The sequence below is a fragment of the Streptomyces sp. NPDC088157 genome (assembly GCF_044741545.1).
Taxonomy (GTDB): domain Bacteria; phylum Actinomycetota; class Actinomycetes; order Streptomycetales; family Streptomycetaceae; genus Streptomyces.
On the sequence record NZ_JBIUSU010000010.1, the window covers coordinates 164,514 to 179,801 of the forward strand.

Genomic DNA, 15,288 nt, shown 5'->3' on the forward strand with positions numbered 1-15,288 from the left:
CGAAGCCCGAATTCCCGGCGTGCCGGAGATACGGGGAGTGAGAGCGCGCGGGTCGGGTAGGGGCTCTGGGGCTCGGCCCGTGTAGGGCGCGGGGGGGGCGGGAGGTGGACACCTGCGCGGGGGGGGGGGGGGGGCCGCACCCCGCCCACCACGCTCCGCCACCGATGCCAACCGCCCTGGCGTACCTGGAGCGACCACAGGGCGAGTACGACCACGAACTGGCCGCCTTGGCCCGTGGCTTCGGCGTCGACATCGTCGGCTGACCTCTCACCCACCCTCCGCCGTGCAGTGCCCGGCGCGACGTGGTGCCCACCGTGCCCAGATCCTGCGGGATGACGGGGCCTGCGGCATCGACCCCCGCCCCGTCGTCCCGCGCACCCTGCCCACCACTGTGCGGCGAGCGCACAGGCGCCAGTGTCCTGTCGTTGGTGTCGGCGACCAGCCGCCAGGCCGGTGGTGTCGATTCGACCGAGCCGAGCGCTTCGGCCTGGTCCCGCAGCACCGCCAAATCTGTGATGGCCTCGCCGCCGTCGGCGAGCATCAGCGCCAGGTGGGTGGCGATCCGTCCCGGATCATGTCCGGTCCCGCGCGGCCGCAGCGGCCTGGGAGCGGTGGAGTACGCGGCCGTCAGCCCCGTGGCATCGGCAAGATTTGCCGCAACCGTGCCCCGGCATGAGCGATCGCCCCCGAACCATCGGCGCTGACCTGAACCTGGGGACGCAACCCGATGGCCTGCACGTAGAAAGTGCCCTCCACCTGGACCGACGGAATCCCTCAGCGAGGTTCGTCGTCCCAGGTGAGGAAGGCACTTTCGTATGTTCGCCCCAGGGCCTGCCATCCCCAAGTGAAACGGGGAGGTTATGAGGTGAGGAAGTCCAGGAGAGTCCGGTTGACCTCATCGGGGGCTTCCCACTGCGGCCAGTGGCCTGGTCCGTCGAGCCGTTCGTAGCGCCAGGGAGCGGCGATGAACTCGTGGGAGGCGGCCATTCGTTCGTCGCCCGCGTTGAAGTCGGCTGAACCCCATATCCCCATCGTGGGCACGGTGATCTTGGGCAACTCCGGCGGCGACTCGACGAGGACCCTGGGGTGGAAGTTGGCCCGGTACCAGTTGATGGCCGGGGTCAGGGACCCGCTGGCTTCCAGATCGGCGATCACGGCGTCGGCGTCGGGGTGTTGGAACAAGTTCCGGAAGTTCGTCCATTCGTTGTCGGACAGCCAGCGCTCAGCGATCTCCTCGAAATGGAAGAGCAGCATGTACCACGTCCTCTGCCGCTCCAGGATGTTGCCAGGCCGACGCACCGACGGGTGGCCGACCGAAAGCACTGCCAGCCGGTCAACCCGCTGCGGGGCGAACGTGGCCATGCTCCACGCCACGTTCGCGCCCCAGTCGTGCCCAACGACCGCCGCCTTCTCCAGGCCCAGCTGGTCGAGGATGGCAACCGGGTCGGCGGCGAGACTGGCAATCTTGTACGCCTCGATGTCGCTCGGCTTGCCCGAACGGCCGTAGCCTCGCTGGTCAGGGACGATCAGCCGGAGGCCTGCCTCTGTGAGTGGCGCTGTCTGCTTGGACCACACGCGGCCGGTGTCCGGGAAACCGTGCAACAGCAAGACCGGTTTCCCTTCTTCTGGCCCGTAAAGTTCGACGGTCAGCTTGATGCCACCGCTGTCGACCTGCATGGTTCTTCCCTCGTGGTGTGCGCTGACTGCGGAATTGGGGGTTCTACCGGCCTTCAAGGGACCAAGACGATCTTGCCCCGGACATGGCCGCCCTCAAGCTGATCGAAAGCCTTGCGGACCTCGTCCAGCGGGTAGGTCGCGGCGATCGGGATCTCCAGGTCGCCGACGGCGATCAGGCCGGCCAGCTCCGCGAGCACCGCGGCGCCGGAGCTGACGCCGGCCTCGTACCCCTCGAACTTGACGCCGTGCGTCTGCACCGCGTCGAACCGTACGATCGTGTTGAACCGCCCGGGTGCGACGCCCAGATCGTCGAGCGCGATCTCGACGTAGTCCGCGCCCTGAGTGTCGATGAACGCGTCGACCCTGCCGTACACCGCCGCTGCCCGGATCCGGTCGGCCACGCCCGGTCCGTAGGCCACCGGGGTCACGCCGTGCGCAGTCAGCCAGTCGTGGTGGTACTCGCTCGCCAGGCCGATCACAGTCGCCCCGGCCCGCACGGCGAGCTGGACCGCGATCGAGCCGACCCCGCCGGCCGCCCCCGCCACGACCACCGTGTCCCCTGCGGCCGGCTCCACGGCACGGACGGCCGCCCAAGCGGTGAACCCCGCGGACGCGAGCGCGCCTGCGGCCTCCCACGTCACGCCGGCGGGCTTCGGGATCAGGTGGTCCGCCTCCGCGACCACGTACTGCGCCTGGCTCGACAGCGGATCCACCCAGCCGATCACCTCATCGCCGGCGGCGACCTCGGTAACGCCCTCGCCCACCGACACCACCGTCCCGGCCAGGTCGTGGCCCTGCCCCGCCGGGAACGTCACGGAATACACCGCCTGCATGTGGCCTTCCCGGGTGTGAGCCTCGCCGGGGTTGAGGCCTGCCGTCTTGACTCGCACCAGCGCCTGGCCGGGGCCGGGTGATGGGGACGGGACGTCCTCCACCTGCAGGACGTCAACGCCGCCGTACTGGTTGTACCGCACTGCCTTCATATCCGTGGTCTCCTCACGTTTGCCTAGGTCAGACGCTAGAGACCAGCCGTGTGAGCGGGTGTCACCTGATTGGTGTGATTGATCGCCCGGCACGCGCCGAGAGGCAATCAGCCGGCCGCGCGGCGAAGCCACCGGCGCGATCCGCTTGACCCCGGGCTGCCCGCTGCGGGAATCACATCGCACGTGCGAAAGGGGCAAGCCGTCATTGGCCATCCGAACGGGTTCGCGCCCCACCGGGTCACGTCCCCCATCTGCATCCTCCTTGCCCGCCCCGCCGCCGAACCCGCTGGGCAGACCGGATCTGCCCGGAGTATCTCGTTGACGAGATACTCCGGAACCGGAGCTCGCCCGGGCGGTGGCGACAGTGGTGCGGCTCGCTGCTGACCGCGCCGGCGATGCTGAAGGCAGCGATCCGGACTGGTCGGTGCCGCTGCTGGGTGAGCAGGGACTGTCTGTCAGGTGTGAATGCGTCGCCAGCCTGACCAAGGCGCCGTGAAATGATTCCGGGTGTGGGAACTGGCGAGGGAGCAGACACCGGGCCGGTGCGGGCCGCTCGTCTTGGTGCGGGAGGGGTTGTGGCCCGTCCAGAGCTGTTGGGGCGGCTGAGCGGGCCGGCCCGGGTGACGCTGGTGTCGGCGCCGCCTGGCAGCGGCAAGACCGTGTTGCTGCGTTCCTGGATCAGCCAGACGGGCCTGGAAGAGTGCGCTGCGTGGGTGGCAGCGGGGCGGGATGAGCGGGATCCGCAGGGATTCTGGCTGTCAGTGCTCGGCGCGCTTCGCCGGACACGCCCAGGAGCGGCGCTGGTGCGGGCGTTGACGGCGGCGCCGGACCTGGAGGGGTGGGCGATCACGGAGCGGCTGCTGAAGGACCTGGCGTCGCTGGAGGAGCAGTTGTGGCTGGTGGTTGATGACGTGCATGAGCTGGGTCCGGACACGCTGCGGCAACTGGAGCTGCTGATGATGCGCGCCCCGCGGCGGCTGCGGTTCGTGCTCGCCGCGCGGCATGACGTGCGGCTGGGGCTGCACCGGCTGCGGCTGGAGGGGGAGTTGGCCGAGATCCGAGCGGGTGATCTGCGGTTCAGCCTGACCGAAACGGAGGAACTGCTCGCCGCGGCCGGGGTCGAGCTGCCCGAGTCGGCGGTGGCGGTGCTGCACGATCGGACCGAAGGGTGGGCGGCGGGGCTGCGGCTGGCCGCGTTGGCGGCGGCCGGGCACCCCGATCCGTCGCGGTTCGCCGCGGAGTTTTCCGGCACCGAGCGGACGGTGGCGGAGTACCTGATGGCCGAGGTGCTGGACCGGCAGCCCGATCCGGTGCGGTGGCTGCTGCTACGGACTTCCATCCTGGAGCGAGTCAACGGGGAGCTGGCCGACCTGCTGGCCGGGGGCGAGGGCGGGGAGCGGGTGCTGCAGGACCTGGAACAGGCGAACGTGTTCGTCGTGTCACTGGACGCTGCCCGTTCGGAGTTCCGCTATCACCAGATGTTCGCCGGGCTGTTGCGGATGGAGTTGCGGCGCGCAGCGCCGGGCGAGGTCCCCGATCTGCACCGGGCCGCCGCCGGATGGCTTGCCGGGCACGGATACCCGGCGGAGGCCGTCCGGCATGCCCAGGCGGCGCGGGACTGGTCCCTGGCCGCCCGGCTGCTTGCCGAGCACTGGTCCGGCCTCTACCTGGACGGGCGGGCCGGTGCCGTGCACGAGCTGCTCGCCGGGTTCCCGACCGGCCTGCTTACGGCGGATGCCGGGCTGGCGGCGGTGGCCGCAGGTGATGAGCTGGCCCGGGGGTCGCTGGAGGCGGCCGAGCGGTTTCTGCGCCTGGCCGAGCGGCGTACGGAGACGGTACCGGACCCCCAGCGCGGCCAGCTGGAGCTCTTGTCAGGGGTCGTCGGGCTGCTGGCAGCCCGCCAGCGCGGGAACCCGCCGGCTGAGGCCGAGGCGGCGCAGCGGCTGCAGGCCATGGCCGAGGTTTTGGGGGCGGCGCAGCCTTACTTGGGTGAGGACTTGCGCGCGCTGGCGCTCATCAGCCTTGGCTATGCCCAGGGTTGGACCGGCCACCACGACCAGGCCGAGTACCTGGCGGAGGGGATCGCTCTGGCGCGCCGGATCGGTCGGCCATATCTTGAGTTCACGGGCCTGGCCCACCAGGCGGCGATCGAGGCTTCACGGTCGTTGGCGCGGGCGGCCGAGTTCAGCAGGCAGGCGATCGAGCTGGCCGATCGGCACGGTTGGTCGGACGAGTCGGCGGCAGGTATCGCATGCATGATACTCAGCGCAGTGCTCGCCTGGCAGGGAAGGCCCGGGGAGGCTGAGCCCTGGGTCCAGCGCGCTGAACACATCGTCAGCGCGGAGGCCGACCCCGCGGCCGGGCTGGGGGTCCGTTATGCCCGGGGGTTCTTGGAGCTGGTGCGAGGTCAGGACGGCGACGCGCTGACCGCTTTGCGGGACGCCGAACGGCTGGCCGGGCTTCTGGCCGCGCCGCACCTGCTGGCTCCGCGGGCGCGGGCATTGCTGCTGCTCGCGCTGGTGCGCCTCGGCGAAACCCAGCGCGCCGAGGAGACCCTGGCCGACCTCGAAGAACGAGAGCGAGAGCACGGGGAGGTGCGCATCGCCACAGCCGAACTGCGGCTCGCCCAGGCCGACCCGCACGGGGCGACCGTCGCGCTCGCGCCGGTCCTGGACAGCTCCGCCCGCGTGAACCCGGCCCGGGCCTTCCTCACCCTGGCCTTCACGCTGGAGGCGGCTGCCCGGGACGCTCTCGGCGACCCGGATGCCGCCGACCGCGCACTGGAGCGAGCGCTCGACCTCGCCGAGCCCGACACTGCGCTCTCAGCCTTCGTGCTGCATCCGGTTCCCGCCCTCCTGGAGCGCCATGCCCGGAGCGGCACCACGCATGCGGCCCTCATCGGCGAGATCCGGGGCCTGCTCGCCGGGCACGCGCCCGCGCCGCCTGGAGGGAGCCCGTCGCCGCTCGAGCCGCTGAGCGACAGCGAACTGCGCGTGCTGCGCTATCTGCCGACCAACCTGACCGCGCCGGAAATCGCGGGCGAATTGCATGTCTCGGTTAACACTGTCAAGACTCACATGCGCAACCTGTACGCCAAGCTCGCCACCCACCGCCGGGGCGAGACCGTCGCCCGCGCTCGCGACCTGGGCCTGCTCGCACCTCACGCCTTCCGGTCCTGACCTCGGACGTCTCGGTTGGGGTGATCAGTGGTCGCTGAGGGGCAACGGCTGTAGGGGCCGACGCGATTTTCGGCGCTCGGGCATGGCGGTTGGTGTCGAGGCGACCGAGCCGGGCACTTCCTGCACGTACAAGTTGCCCTTCGCCTGGACCGACATAATCCCTCAGCGAGGTTCGTCGTCCCAGGTCAGGAAGGCACTTTCGTATGTTCGCCCCAGGGCCTGCCATCCCCAAGTGAAGCCTCCAGGGGACTCGTGCCGTACATGTGTGCGTCCAGGCGATTCGGTGGTACGTCCTGCGGGCATGATTGCCGTCTGCTCGGGGCAACTATCAAGGCGGGGGCACCAGATGGCGTTCGGAAGCAGCATCGTCATGGATCAGCCGAGAACGATGCTCGCCCACCTGCTGAGCGCGCGGGGGGTCGCGGTGGTGGTCACCAACCACCGGGTCCAGATCTACGTCTGTCCGACCTCTCCCGAGCATCCGCACACCGACCTGATCCAATGAGCCATCGGGTCTGTCACACACCCTCCGCAGTCGGTGGCAGAAGTGCCGCCGCGTCAGGGTGTGTGACAAGCCGTTTGCCTCACTGATGCCAGCCGGACTGCTTCGACCAGTCCCCATCACCACGTCATCCGGCTATGCCGGTGACCACTACCGAGCCTCCGCACAACGGCGGCGGGACCCGCAACGCACGAGGCTCCTGTGTCGTTGGGGGAGATGTTCGAAGTCCCAACCCGTGGGCACAGGAGCCTCGTTGGTTCCTCACTCTGCCGAACTCGCCCTGCCGCACTCGACCTGCCGCACGCGCTGGTTGAGTAGGTCACCATGCTCATCGTCACCCGTGAGGGTGACCGCCGCTGCAAGCTCCCACCGCACCAGCGCGCGCTGGTCGCCTTGGTATACCTGCGCAAGCATGACACCCTCGCACAGATCGCCGCCGGCTTCGGCATCTCGGTGGGCACCGCCCACGCCTACACCCACACCGTGGTCGACCTGCTCGCGGTACGGGCACCTGGCCTGCTCAAAGTCCTGCGTGAAGCCGACCCGGACTTCATCCTGCTCGACGGCACCCTCGCCGCATGCGACCGCCTCGGCGTCGGCCGGGCGGACTACTCCACCAAGCACCGCCGCCACGGCGTGAACGTCCAAGTGGTCACCGATCTGGCCGGACGCCTGCTGTGGATCTCGCCCGCCCTGCCGGGCCGGATCCATGACCTGACCGCGGCCCGCACCCACCGGATCATCCGGCTCTGCGAAGGCCAAGGCGTCCCGATCCTTGCCGACCGCGCCTACATCGGCGCCGGACCGTGGGTCACCACACCGGGCAGACGCCCACCCGGTCGCGACCTGTCACCAACCCAGCGCACCGTCAACCGCGCGCTCTCGGCAGTATGGGCACCGGTCGAGCGGGGCGTGGCCCGCCTGAAGTCCTGTCGGATCTTCCACCACGCGCGCTGTAGCCCGAATCGAATGTCGTCAATCGCGGCTGCGGTCCTCACGCTAGAGCGGCAACGTTGAAAGAGCTCACTGCGCGCGTACCTGTTCGATCAGCTCGTCCAGGTCTTGATCTGAGCGGCGACCTCCCGCACCGGGAGCCCGTCGCGGGCGGCGCGGGCCAGGGGGAGAACAGTCTCCAGACCGGGGCTGACCGGAAGGCCGCACGCCGACAGGTAGGCCGCGGTCACCGTGGCGGCGAACAGCAGGTTCCTCGCCTCCAGGCTTGGGTTCCTCGCCAGTTCACACAGCAAAGCCGCGGCCTTGTGATGGGGTTCGGGGTAGACCTCGTGGTCCAGGACCTCCGCCCGATGACGTGCTTCCGCTGCGACCGGCACGCCGTAATCGACGACCTGGGGATCTCCCGGGATCTGCTGTGCCACTGCCAGGATCCAGGCGAGATCGATGCGGAGATTCACGCGGCGTCCCTGGGTGCGGTCTTTGCGAGTCCTTCGGGGAGACCGGGGTACCGGTCTTCGCCGATCTCCGTCTCGAACGCCTCCGTGTACCCGGCCAGGAACGCTGCTGCGCCGGCCATGAAGGCGGCACGCGACTGGTTGACGTCAGCCTCGATCAAGTCGGCCACGTATCCCTGGAGGCTCAGACCGCGGCGCTTGGCCCGGTCCTCGGCGGCGGCCTTGACGGCGTCGTCCAGTCGGATATTCATCTGCTTTCCCATGCGCATCACCATAGCTAGGTCCTGGTACCGGGGGCTAGCAAACTGGCGAACGGACGCGCTGCGAGGCTTTGGCGACCGCCTTTGCGGCGGACGGCCCGCAACCCGCCACGGGTGAGAGCCAGCGGGGTGGGACGTCCCCTCGGGGACCGCCCAAGGGGGGATGAGCACGCAGGGAGGGAAGCATGATCGACCTTGGAGAGGACGTTCCCTGGACCGGGGGAGCCGTGCCGCTGTTGTTCCCGTTCTTCGAGTCGCACCGACCGGGTCCTCGCAGGCGATCAGGGGGACATGCTGAGCCGTCGGCAGGTCCTGGAACCGGACGGGCGGGGCGGTAGCCGCAGCAGCACCACCGAAGAACCAGTGATCAGGAGGAAGATGGCGGGCTGGTCGGTGTGGCCAGTCGGAGAATCTCGCGGACTCCCACAGGTACGTGCCGCCGGTCGTAGAGGAGCAGCGTACGGAGTGGGTCCTCGTGCGCCAACTGAACGAAGGCCACCTCGGCGGGTGCGTACCGGGACATGCTTGACGGCAGCACTCCCACGCTCAGGCCGGTCGCGATCATCGCGAGTTGCAGGGTGACGTCGTGGACCTCGGCGAACTTGAGTGCCTGGAATCCGGTGCGTTGGCACAGGCCGTGGATCCCGAAGGGTTGCCCTCGCACGGCGTCCCGAGTGATCACGCTGAAACGCTCGTCCGCGAGGTCCGCCAAGTGCAGTACCGCCCGCCCGGCGAGAGGGTGGTCGCGGTGCAGCGCGACGGCAAGGGCTTCTTCCGCAAGTTGTATCGCCTCGATCTGCGGGGGTCGCGATGGTGGGGCGAGTCCGCTCGCCAGCGCGAGTTGGATCGTCCCTTGCGCCAGTTGGGCGAGAGTGTCTTCGAGACGGGTCTCCCGGATCTGGAGTCGGATGCGGGGCCGGTCGGTGGCGAACCGTCGCAGCAGATCGGCCAGGTGCGCAGGTGGAACCGCGGGGGCCAGTCCGATCGTGAGCATGCCCCCCTGTCCCCGGGTTGCCGCTTTCCCCGCTTGGACGGCGAGTTGACCGGACTCCAGGGCGTCGCGTGCGTGCGAGAGGAAGGCCGCTCCGGCCTCGGTGAGCAGAACTGTGCGGCCGTCCCGGTGCACGAGCTTCATGTCCAGCGTCGCTTCGAGCCGCTGCAGTTGCTGGGTCACCGCGGGCTGGGCGATCCCCAGCCGTTCGGCGGCATGACCGAAATGCCTTTCCTCGGCGACCGCGACAAAGCAGCGTAGCCCTTTCATCGAGATGTCCATAACAAAATGTTATCACGGCAATATCAAAAGATAATTGGACAACAAGGAGGGTTCGCTCATAGTTTTCTTTCTGGGTCCGACGACGTCGGAAACCGATACGAAGCATGGAAATTAAAAGGAGAGGCCTGTGGGTCTGAATCAAAGCGTGGCGCTCGTCACGGCTTCTTCGCGGGGAATCGGCCGGGCCATTGCGTCGCGTCTGGGGCGGGACGGCGCAAATGTAGTGGTCAATTACCACTCGAATGAGGCCGCCGCGCGGGATGTCGTCAGGGAGATCGAGGAAGGGGGCAGCAAGGCCGTGGCTGTGCAGGCCGACCTCGCCGTGCCGGGCGATGTCACCCGCCTGTTCGAAGAATCGGCCGCCGCATTCGGCGGTCTCGATATCGTCGTGAACAACGCCGGCATGCGGGCCTTCGGGTCCATATCCACCTTCTCTGTCGAGGACCTCGACCGACTGCTGGCCGTCAATGTCAAGGGGAACTTCCTGGCGCTGCAGCAGGCGGCGAATCTCGTTCGCGACGGGGGTCGTATCGTCAACATCTCCACGGGGCACACCAAGGGACCCAGCCAACGCGTCGCCGCGTATGGCGGCAGCAAAGCCGCGATGGAGTATTTCGGGCACGTGCTGGCCAAGGAACTGGGGAACAGGAAGATCACGGTCAACGTCGTGCTTCCGGGCTTGACCGACACCGACGGCCTGTCACCGGAATTCCGGGCGAACGCCGACGCGTTCATCGCCCGGACCCCTCTCGGACGGCTCGGGCGCCCCGAGGACATCGCCGATGTCGTCGCCTTCCTCGCGAGTGACGACGCGCGCTGGGTCACCGGTCAGACGATCGCGGCCGCCGGCGGCCTCATCTGAGAGGGCGGGTCGTGAGGTCACCGCGCGGGTGACGGCCGTAGGCGGACGCCGTCTGCCTACGGCCGGCTGTGATGGCGGCCGAAGCGTCCGTGGTCGCAGCGAAGGGGGACGCCCTGTCGGACGGGGCGTCCTCCTTTACCGGCAACATTCGATATGAAACGGCCGTTGATGACCTGGCGGTCTGTCAGATGGCGGCGAGTTCCATGCCGACGTAGCCACCGCCCACGGGACAGGTCCGGCCTCGGCGCCACCCCGATGCGGCGAACAGCGAGTCGAACTCGCCGAGTTCGCGTTCCATTCCGTTGGTCATGGCGAGCATGCTCATGTCCGACAGGGTGGCGAAGTCGGGCCTGCCGATCTCGCCGACTACCGTCTCGACGACCAGCGCACGGCCCCCGATGTGCGTCGCGGAACGGCAGTTGCGCAGAATGGTCTCGCACTGGGAGTCGTCCCAGTCGTGCAGCACGGTTTTCAGGAGATAGAGATCCGCACCGGGAACCTCGACGAAGAAGTCGCCGGCCACCGCGGAGAACCGGTCCGACAGACCCAGCCGCTCGGCCTCTGCAGCAGCACGCGCGGTTGCGTGGGGCAGATCGAGCACCTGGCCGAGCAGTCCAGGGGCTTGAGCCAGCAGAGTCAGGACGAACTGGCCGTCCGCGCCACCGACGTCCACCACGGTCGACACGTCTGCGGTGTCGATCGCGGCCACCGCGGTCTGGACCACCAGACCGGACAGGTCGGCCATCGCCTCGGAGAAGAGCGCCGCCTCCTGAAGGTTCTCCGGCCGCGCGTAGTAGGCGAAGATGTCGGCGCCCAGTGCCTTCTTGGCCTGGCTGGCTCCCTCACGCACCGCATCCGGGAACAGCTCCCAGGACTTCCAGTGCGCATGCCCGGTCAGTGCCAGCGTGAGGGATCGCAGGGAGCCGGGGACGCCCGTGCGCAGCATGGTGCCGCGCCGGGTCAGGGCGAAGGAGTGTCCTCCCTCGTGGCTCAGCAGGCCCAGCGAGGCGGCCGCACGCATCAGCCGGTAGGTGGCTCGCGGATGACTGCCTTCGGTCGCGGCCACCTCCTCGGCGGTCAGCGGGCCGTCGGCGAGATGGTCGGCGATGTGCAAGGCGGCGATCGCGTGCAGGACCTGGGCGATCGCGCCGCCGCCGATCATGTTCATCAGGGCGGCGATGTCTGCTGACAGATCATCGGACGCCGTCGCGGCGCCGTGTGTCGTATCGGTCATGGAGTTCTGGAGCACCTTTGCTGCATGGGAACGGTGAGGTCTCTGATTCTTGTGACGGGTGACCCGCCCGCCTTGCACATCAGCGCCACACTCGGTGGAACACCCGTGCCAGGCAGGCCCGGACCCGGATCTGTCCGACCCGCCCCGCCCTGCGCGCGTGCGGTGCCACGTGACCAGGAGGCATGGATGAGAGCGAGATCTGCCGCCGACCGGCCAGGCCGGACGTTCGTCGCGGACGTCACGGCTCCGACCGTGCGACGGAACGGCTTCGACGCTTTTCGGCGGGCATGGGACGTGCAGATGCACGAGAGGTTTCCGCTGCCGCTGCTCGACGTCGAGGAGACCGGAGACTTCCGGATCAACGTTCAAGCGGTCACGGCCCACGACGTGGTGATCGCGGAGGTCGGCGTCAAGGCGTTCGCAGGCCGCACCACGGGCGCCGGGGACGGCGACGACCGCGTGCTCATCCACATGATGCGGCAGGGCGCCTGGCACTTCACCCGCCCGGACGGCAGGGACAGGCCGATCACCGCTTTCGCCGGGTCCTTCCTAGCTCGTCGCAACAACCCGTCGTCATCGTTCGATGTCGACGCGGGCGCGGTGGCCGACGTGCTGATCCTGCCCACCTCGTCTCTCGGTTCCCTGATCAGCGCCCGGCCGATCCTCGGCTCGGCCCGCTCAGCCGAGGTGCGGCTCCTCACCGCCCATGCGCGTATGGTCGTCGAGACGGTGCGCGATCTGACCCCGGCGGGTGTGCGCAGCGCCCGCGACGCCCTGCTCGAACTCGCGAGAGGGGCGCTCAGGGGCGAGTTCGACGATGTCGAGCCGCTCCTGGCTCCCACGCTGGCGCGTGCCGCCATGCTGCTGGTGGACGACCGTCTCACCGATCCCGGCCTCGGTCCTTCGGTACTGGCACGCGAGCTGCACGTCTCCGTGCGCACGATGCACCGGGCGTTCGCGGCGGCCGGGGAATCAGTCGCGGGCTACGTCCGCAGGCGGCGGCTGGAACGGGCCAGGCTCGACCTGGCCGTACCGCATGGGCGGCCGACGGTCTCGGACGTCGCCGCTCGCTGGCACTTCGCGGACAGCAGCCACTTCATTCGCGCGTTCAGGAAACGGTACGGGCAGACGCCCGGTCAGTTCGTCGCCGGTATCACCGACGCCGGCTCCTGCGTAACCCGAGGTCACATTTGCCGGTCGACTTGCGGTTCGGGGACGCCGGCGGAGGGCCCATGACGCCGGTGGACCCGCTCGGCCGGACCGCGAAGCGAGCGGCAGCCCCGATGAGGGCGGGTGTGACGGAGCGAGACAGATTGCGAGGGGAGCACGCCAACCTGCGAGTCGTACGGCCATCGCACTTCGCAGTACCGGTCGCTGGGCGGCCGCTGGAAACCCGCCATGGAAGGTCCGTGCGGAAGTTGGGCTCCGCTCATGTCCGAGTCCGTCCCCGATCCTCGTCTGCAGTCTCTGATCAACAAGCTCCGACCGGGTCCCGTGAGGAGCGTGACGGTCGCAGGGTTCGACGGAGCAGACGTCCTTGTCCTCCTTGGGGGGTCGGGCGAGGAGGGCAGCGAAGTCGGCCGCATTCCCCAACATGAGGTGTCGATCCGTCGCACCGACCACCCATCTGAGGTCTTCAAGGTGGGCCAGCAGATCGAAGCCGAGGAGATCGGACGCCGGCGAGGGCAGCTGAACCTCTCGGCCCGTGCCTGCGAGAACCCAGAGCTACGGGCCTTCCTGGTAGCCGTTCAGCCTGGACATATCGTCTCCGGGACCGTGTCGGGGGTTCACAACTTCGGGGTCTTCGTCCATCTCGACGGCGAGCCCGACGGGCTCTGCACGGGGTTCATCCGCGTGCCCGACCTGACGTGGTCCCGGAACAATCACTCCTCAGATGCGGTCGAGGCCGGCCAGCGGATCACCGTCCGATGCCGAGCTGCTTCATTCCGTCTCTCGTTCGAGGAGAGCTCGGAATGTGCGCGCGGGTCGACCCGTGAGGCGCTGGACGGTGTCGGTGATGCGGTCCTCCGCCCCCTCGGCGACGGCACGGTCCATGCCGGCCAGCATCGAGGCGAACTCCAGCGGCACTTGCGCCGTGAGGCGGTCGCGCATCTGTTCGTAGGACAGGCGGTGATGGTCCACGGGTCGGCCGGTGACCTGGGTGATGGTGGTGGCGATGTCGTCGTAGCTGAGCGCCTCCGGCCCGGTGAGGACGAGATCGGTGTTGGGGGCATGTTCGTCGGTCAGAGCATGGACAGCGACGGCCGCGATGTCCTCAACGTCGACGAAGCCGACCCGGCCACTCCCGGCCGCGGTCCAGATGGTGCCTTCTTCACGGATGCTCACGGCGTGCGCGTGTGTGCCGGTGAAGTTCTGCATGAACCACGAGGGCCGCAGCACCGCCCACTGTTCGAACAGATCGGGCAGGGCCTGGTGCACTGTTCCCACCGCCGGGCCGCCCTCGGGGATGGCCGAGGAACTGAGGAGCACCGCACGGTGCACGCCGGCGGTGTGGGCCTGCCGGAGAAATGGCAGCATGACCGCCGCCGGGTCGGCGTCGCCTACGGGCGGTATCAGGTAGACGCGGTCGGCTCCGTCGAGGGCGGCGGCGTGGCTGGCGGGTTCGTACCAGTCGAATGCGACCGGCTCCGCGCCCGGGACGTTGACGGCGCGACGGCTGGCGGCTTTGACGCAGTGGCCGACGGCTGACAGCTGCGCCGCGGTGCGGCTGCCGGTGGTGCCGGTGGCCCCGATGACCAAGGTGGTGCCGGTGGTTGTCATCGGCTGCTCCTGGTGAAATCGGTGCCGGGTTCGAGGACTGCGAGGGGGTTCCAGTAGTCGCGGTAGGAGGCGATGTGCCCGTCCCGGACTGTTACGACGGCGATGTAGGTCATGTCGAAGGGTCGGTCGGACTCCACCAGGCGGCCGACGCCACGCATCTCGACCACGATGGTCTCAGGATCGGTGGTCTGGTGGATCCGCAACTCGGGGAAGCCATGCAGATCGATGTGATCCGGGTAATGGCGCATGTACGCGGCGATGGCCTCCCTGCTCTCCAGGCACTTCGGCCAGCCGTCGGGGGCGAAGGGGAACTCCATGAAGCCGTCCTCGGCCCACAAGGCGACCCACGCGGGAATGTCCTTGTCCAGCAACAGCCGCAGGCTCTGGCGGTAGAGGTCCGCCGGAGAAGTCGGTGCAGGCATGGGTATCCTCCATCTCATAGAATATGGACCACGGGTCCGCTTTAACGATACGGACCCGTGGTCCGCTTTGCAAACGGAGGTGCAGCATGCCCGAGCGCAAACCCCGCAAGGATGCCGCCCGTAACCGGCAGGCCGTCCTCGCGGCCGCCGACGCTCTCTTCGCCCGCTGCGAGAGCCCGGAGGGCGTCACCTTGGCCGCCATCGCAGCGGCGGCCGGCGTCGGCAAAGGCACGCTCTTCCGGGCCTTTGGCGACCGCCCCGGACTGCTGCGCGCGCTGTACGAAGCGCGGCTGGAACCAGTCAGGGAGGCCGTTGAGGCCGGACCTCCACCCTTGGGCCCCGCGACTCCGCCGCAGCAGCGCGTACCTGCCCTGCTCGACACCCTCCTGTGCTTCAAGCTCGACAACCGCCGCCTCATGCTGGCCCTGGAGGAAAGCGGGAGCAGCAGCCCGTACCAGGCGGATCATTACGAGCGTTGGCACGGCCTGCTGGACACCATGCTGGGGCAGATCCCCGGCCTGACCGACAGCGACTTCACCGCTCACGCCCTGCTCGCAGCCACCCGAGCCGATCTTGTCGAGCATCTGGCCGGGCATGAGTGTGTGCCGCGCGCAAGGATGCGGGCGCAATTGGCGAACTTCGCTGCCAGAGTCCTGGACTCCGGCCCTGTGCGGGGCCTGGCGAACGAGGGCTGATCGAGGGCCGG

At 68.8% G+C, this 15,288-nt stretch carries 15 protein-coding genes and 1 pseudogene; 8 read left to right on the forward strand and 8 right to left on the reverse strand.

Translation table 11 applies throughout. The annotated features are described in order from the left end of the window. Positions 1 to 858: 858 nt before the first annotated feature. Both ACIPFH_RS34825 and ACIPFH_RS34830 read right to left on the reverse strand, forming a co-directional pair. Entirely contained in the window at positions 859 to 1,677 is an 819-nt protein-coding gene (locus ACIPFH_RS34825) for an alpha/beta fold hydrolase (RefSeq protein WP_401832957.1), read from the reverse strand. A gap of 53 nt (positions 1,678 to 1,730) precedes the next feature. After that, positions 1,731 to 2,660 (reverse strand): NADP-dependent oxidoreductase, encoded by a 930-nt coding sequence (locus ACIPFH_RS34830; protein ID WP_401832959.1) that lies wholly within the window; start codon positions 2,658 to 2,660, stop codon positions 1,731 to 1,733. Positions 2,661 to 3,015: 355 nt separating this feature from the next. On the opposite strand from ACIPFH_RS34830, the gene ACIPFH_RS34835 reads away from it, so the two are divergent. The 4 genes from ACIPFH_RS34835 (at position 3,016) to ACIPFH_RS34850 (ending at position 7,358) form a co-directional block, all read left to right on the forward strand. After that, entirely contained in the window at positions 3,016 to 3,156 is a 141-nt protein-coding gene (locus ACIPFH_RS34835; protein ID WP_401832961.1) for a hypothetical protein, read from the forward strand. A gap of 79 nt (positions 3,157 to 3,235) precedes the next feature. Next, the gene (locus ACIPFH_RS34840; protein WP_401832963.1) at positions 3,236 to 5,839 is read left to right on the forward strand and encodes a LuxR C-terminal-related transcriptional regulator; all 2,604 of its coding nucleotides are present in this window, start codon (positions 3,236 to 3,238) and stop codon (positions 5,837 to 5,839) included. Positions 5,840 to 6,209: 370 nt separating this feature from the next. Then, positions 6,210 to 6,344, forward strand: a complete 135-nt coding sequence (locus ACIPFH_RS34845; protein WP_401832964.1) for a hypothetical protein — start codon at positions 6,210 to 6,212, stop codon at positions 6,342 to 6,344. Between the two features lie 321 nt (positions 6,345 to 6,665). Then, positions 6,666 to 7,358, forward strand: a complete 693-nt coding sequence (locus tag ACIPFH_RS34850; RefSeq protein WP_401832967.1) for a transposase family protein — start codon at positions 6,666 to 6,668, stop codon at positions 7,356 to 7,358. 29 nt (positions 7,359 to 7,387) lie between these two features. Here the strand turns inward: ACIPFH_RS34850 and ACIPFH_RS34855 are convergent, their stop codons facing one another. The 3 genes from ACIPFH_RS34855 to ACIPFH_RS34865 all read right to left on the reverse strand — a co-directional run bounded on the left by ACIPFH_RS34855 (position 7,388) and on the right by ACIPFH_RS34865 (position 9,283). Beyond that, on the reverse strand, positions 7,388 to 7,753 hold the full coding sequence (locus ACIPFH_RS34855; protein ID WP_401832969.1) for a hypothetical protein: 366 nt from the start codon (positions 7,751 to 7,753) through the stop codon (positions 7,388 to 7,390). Continuing rightward, positions 7,750 to 8,013 (reverse strand): hypothetical protein, encoded by a 264-nt coding sequence (locus tag ACIPFH_RS34860; protein WP_401832971.1) that lies wholly within the window; start codon positions 8,011 to 8,013, stop codon positions 7,750 to 7,752. Before ACIPFH_RS34860 ends, ACIPFH_RS34855 begins: the two co-directional genes overlap by 4 nt. Before the next feature lie 364 nt (positions 8,014 to 8,377). Beyond that, positions 8,378 to 9,283 (reverse strand): LysR family transcriptional regulator, encoded by a 906-nt coding sequence (locus ACIPFH_RS34865; RefSeq protein WP_401832974.1) that lies wholly within the window; start codon positions 9,281 to 9,283, stop codon positions 8,378 to 8,380. Positions 9,284 to 9,410: 127 nt separating this feature from the next. Between ACIPFH_RS34865 and ACIPFH_RS34870 the strand changes: the two genes are divergently transcribed. Beyond that, complete coding sequence (locus ACIPFH_RS34870; RefSeq protein WP_401832976.1) at positions 9,411 to 10,145, forward strand: SDR family oxidoreductase; 735 nt, start codon at positions 9,411 to 9,413, stop codon at positions 10,143 to 10,145. Positions 10,146 to 10,329: 184 nt separating this feature from the next. On the opposite strand, the gene ACIPFH_RS34875 is transcribed toward ACIPFH_RS34870, so the two are convergent. After that, positions 10,330 to 11,379 carry a methyltransferase gene (locus tag ACIPFH_RS34875; RefSeq protein WP_401832979.1) on the reverse strand — a complete coding sequence of 350 codons (1,050 nt, stop codon included), beginning with the start codon at positions 11,377 to 11,379 and terminating at the stop codon, positions 10,330 to 10,332. Between the two features lie 186 nt (positions 11,380 to 11,565). Here ACIPFH_RS34875 and ACIPFH_RS34880 point away from each other — a divergent pair, with 186 nt between their 5' ends. After that, complete coding sequence (locus ACIPFH_RS34880; protein ID WP_401832981.1) at positions 11,566 to 12,615, forward strand: helix-turn-helix domain-containing protein; 1,050 nt, start codon at positions 11,566 to 11,568, stop codon at positions 12,613 to 12,615. Positions 12,616 to 12,810: 195 nt separating this feature from the next. Continuing rightward, positions 12,811 to 13,293: pseudogene (locus tag ACIPFH_RS34885) on the forward strand (S1 RNA-binding domain-containing protein); the annotation flags it as partial. A gap of 27 nt (positions 13,294 to 13,320) precedes the next feature. On the opposite strand, the gene ACIPFH_RS34890 reads toward ACIPFH_RS34885, so the two are convergent. Together ACIPFH_RS34890 and ACIPFH_RS34895 are read right to left on the reverse strand one after the other, a co-directional pair. Beyond that, positions 13,321 to 14,160, reverse strand: coding sequence for an NmrA family NAD(P)-binding protein (locus tag ACIPFH_RS34890; protein ID WP_401832983.1), 840 nt, complete (start codon positions 14,158 to 14,160; stop codon positions 13,321 to 13,323). Beyond that, a complete protein-coding gene (locus ACIPFH_RS34895; protein WP_401832985.1) occupies positions 14,157 to 14,582 on the reverse strand; it encodes a nuclear transport factor 2 family protein in 426 nt (141 codons plus the stop codon). Before ACIPFH_RS34895 ends, ACIPFH_RS34890 begins: the two co-directional genes overlap by 4 nt. Before the next feature lie 86 nt (positions 14,583 to 14,668). Here ACIPFH_RS34895 and ACIPFH_RS34900 point away from each other — a divergent pair, with 86 nt between their 5' ends. Then, positions 14,669 to 15,277 carry a TetR/AcrR family transcriptional regulator gene (locus ACIPFH_RS34900; protein WP_401832988.1) on the forward strand — a complete coding sequence of 203 codons (609 nt, stop codon included), beginning with the start codon at positions 14,669 to 14,671 and terminating at the stop codon, positions 15,275 to 15,277. The last annotated feature ends 11 nt before the right edge of the window (positions 15,278 to 15,288 follow it).

Coding starts and splice junctions, on each gene's coding strand:
- ACIPFH_RS34880 (WP_401832981.1), top strand. CDS start 11,566: ATGAGAGCGAGATCTGCCGCCGACCGGCCAGGCCGGACGTTCGTCGCG.
- ACIPFH_RS34850 (WP_401832967.1), top strand. CDS start 6,666: ATGCTCATCGTCACCCGTGAGGGTGACCGCCGCTGCAAGCTCCCACCG.
- ACIPFH_RS34845 (WP_401832964.1), top strand. CDS start 6,210: ATGGATCAGCCGAGAACGATGCTCGCCCACCTGCTGAGCGCGCGGGGG.
- ACIPFH_RS34895 (WP_401832985.1), bottom strand. CDS start 14,582: ATGCCTGCACCGACTTCTCCGGCGGACCTCTACCGCCAGAGCCTGCGG.
- ACIPFH_RS34865 (WP_401832974.1), bottom strand. CDS start 9,283: ATGGACATCTCGATGAAAGGGCTACGCTGCTTTGTCGCGGTCGCCGAG.
- ACIPFH_RS34900 (WP_401832988.1), top strand. CDS start 14,669: ATGCCCGAGCGCAAACCCCGCAAGGATGCCGCCCGTAACCGGCAGGCC.
- ACIPFH_RS34830 (WP_401832959.1), bottom strand. CDS start 2,660: ATGAAGGCAGTGCGGTACAACCAGTACGGCGGCGTTGACGTCCTGCAG.
- ACIPFH_RS34890 (WP_401832983.1), bottom strand. CDS start 14,160: ATGACAACCACCGGCACCACCTTGGTCATCGGGGCCACCGGCACCACC.
- ACIPFH_RS34875 (WP_401832979.1), bottom strand. CDS start 11,379: ATGACCGATACGACACACGGCGCCGCGACGGCGTCCGATGATCTGTCA.
- ACIPFH_RS34825 (WP_401832957.1), bottom strand. CDS start 1,677: ATGCAGGTCGACAGCGGTGGCATCAAGCTGACCGTCGAACTTTACGGG.
- ACIPFH_RS34860 (WP_401832971.1), bottom strand. CDS start 8,013: ATGGGAAAGCAGATGAATATCCGACTGGACGACGCCGTCAAGGCCGCC.